1 protein-coding gene is annotated in these 617 nt (G+C 40.0%); it reads right to left on the reverse strand.

Going from position 1 to position 617, the window contains the following annotated elements; all coding sequences use genetic code 11:
* Window positions 1-617 (reverse strand): flagellin N-terminal helical domain-containing protein (locus ACSG5Z_RS29690; RefSeq protein WP_435712733.1); only part of this gene is annotated, 617 nt, incomplete at both ends.

Here is a 617-nt window from a genome sequence, read left to right on the forward strand (position 1 = left end):
CAGACATTTCTTTCGCCATGTCAGCGTCTTCGATTTGAGAAGCAGCAGAAGCCATGTTAGTAGCTTGGCTAGTTACGTTGTTTAAGTTATGGTCTAAACGGTTTAATTGAGAACCGAAAGTTGCTCTCGCATCAGCAACTGCTTGGATGGCAGTATCAATTTTAACCATTTCATCTTTTGCAGTAGTTACATCTGTTAAAGTACCCAACTTATCACTTGTAATATCCTTTGTATTGATAGCTGTGATATCAAGTGTATCATTTGCAGCATCAGAAAGTTGAATTTTAATATCTTTACCGCCACTGGCTGTGTCTAGGAATGCATTGCCGTTAAAGTTTGTTTTTTCAGCGATATGGCCAATTTCACCTTTTAATTGCTCATACTCTTTGTTTAAAGAAGCTGTATCTTTTGTGTTATTTGTACCACTAGCAGCTTGCGTAGCAAGATCACGCATACGAAGTAAGATGTTAGAAATTGAGCCTAATGCTGAGTCACCAGTACGTAAAGCAGACATAGCGTCTTGTGTGTTACGTGCTCCAACGTTTAATCCGCCTTCTTTTGCACGCATACGAGTAGCGATAGCTAATCCAGCAGCATCGTCAGCGGCACTGTTAATA

This window comes from Bacillus pretiosus (assembly GCF_051294775.1).
Lineage (GTDB): Bacteria > Bacillota > Bacilli > Bacillales > Bacillaceae_G > Bacillus_A > Bacillus_A wiedmannii.